Origin of the sequence: Pseudomonas paracarnis (genome assembly GCF_904063055.1) — a bacterium.
GTDB classification, from domain to species: domain Bacteria; phylum Pseudomonadota; class Gammaproteobacteria; order Pseudomonadales; family Pseudomonadaceae; genus Aquipseudomonas; species Aquipseudomonas paracarnis.
Window position 1 is genome coordinate 1 of sequence record NZ_CAJFCN010000046.1, and the last position, 1,049, is coordinate 1,049.

The 1,049-nt window shown below is 61.0% G+C and carries 1 protein-coding gene; it reads left to right on the plus strand.

Annotation, left to right across the window (positions count from 1 at the left end; genetic code table 11):
* Window positions 1-27 precede the first annotated feature (27 nt).
* Window positions 28-1,049, plus strand: a 1,022-nt coding sequence (locus tag JMV15_RS27800) for a ribonucleotide-diphosphate reductase subunit beta (protein WP_201491983.1), incomplete at its 3' end; no start/stop codon positions are given.

Sequence of the window (1,049 nt, forward strand, 5' to 3'; positions counted from 1 at the left end):
CTCGACGGTGCCGGCGCCGCTGCCGCCGTGGAAGCCCGCGCCGTCACCGCCAACGACTCCGCCGCCATCGTGCGCGCCAAGGCCGCCCTGGACAAACTCGACGTCGCCGAAGGCCTCGCCGAGCTGGAAGGTGCCTCCGCCCGCGTCGCCGTTGATGAAAAGCGCATGATCAACTGCCGCGCCGACCTCAACCAACTCGTGCCATTCAAGTACGACTGGGCCTGGCAGAAGTACCTCGACGGCTGCGCCAACCACTGGATGCCGCAAGAGGTCAACATGACCGCCGACATCGCCCTGTGGAAAAACCCCGAAGGCCTGACCGACGACGAGCGCCGCATCGTCATGCGCAACCTGGGCTTTTTCTCCACCGCCGACTCCCTGGTAGCCAACAACCTGGTGCTGGCCGTGTACCGCCTGATCACCAACCCGGAGTGCCGCCAGTACATCCTGCGCCAGGCCTTCGAAGAAGCGATCCACACCCACGCCTACCAGTATTGCATCGAATCGCTGGCCATGGATGAAGGCGAGATCTTCAACATGTACCACGAGATTCCATCGGTGGCCAAAAAGGCCGCCTGGGGCCTGAAGTACACCCGCTCGATCTCCGATCCGAAGTTCGAAACCGGCACCGTCGATACCGACAAGGAACTGCTGCGCAACCTGGTCGCCTACTACTGCGTACTGGAAGGCATCTTCTTCTACTGCGGCTTCACCCAGATCCTGTCCATGGGCCGCCGCAACAAGATGACCGGCGTGGCCGAGCAGTTCCAGTACATCCTGCGCGATGAGTCGATGCACCTGAACTTCGGTATCGACGTGATCAACCAGATCAAAATCGAAAACCCACACCTGTGGGATGCCGAGATGAAGGAAGAAGCGACCCAGATGATTCTGCAGGGTACGCAGCTGGAGATCGAATACGCGCGTGACACCATGCCGCGTGGGGTGCTGGGCATGAACGCGGCGATGATGGAGGATTACCTCAAGTTCATCGCGAACCGTCGCCTGTCGCAGATCGGCTTGAAGGAAGAGTACCCAGGCACCACCAA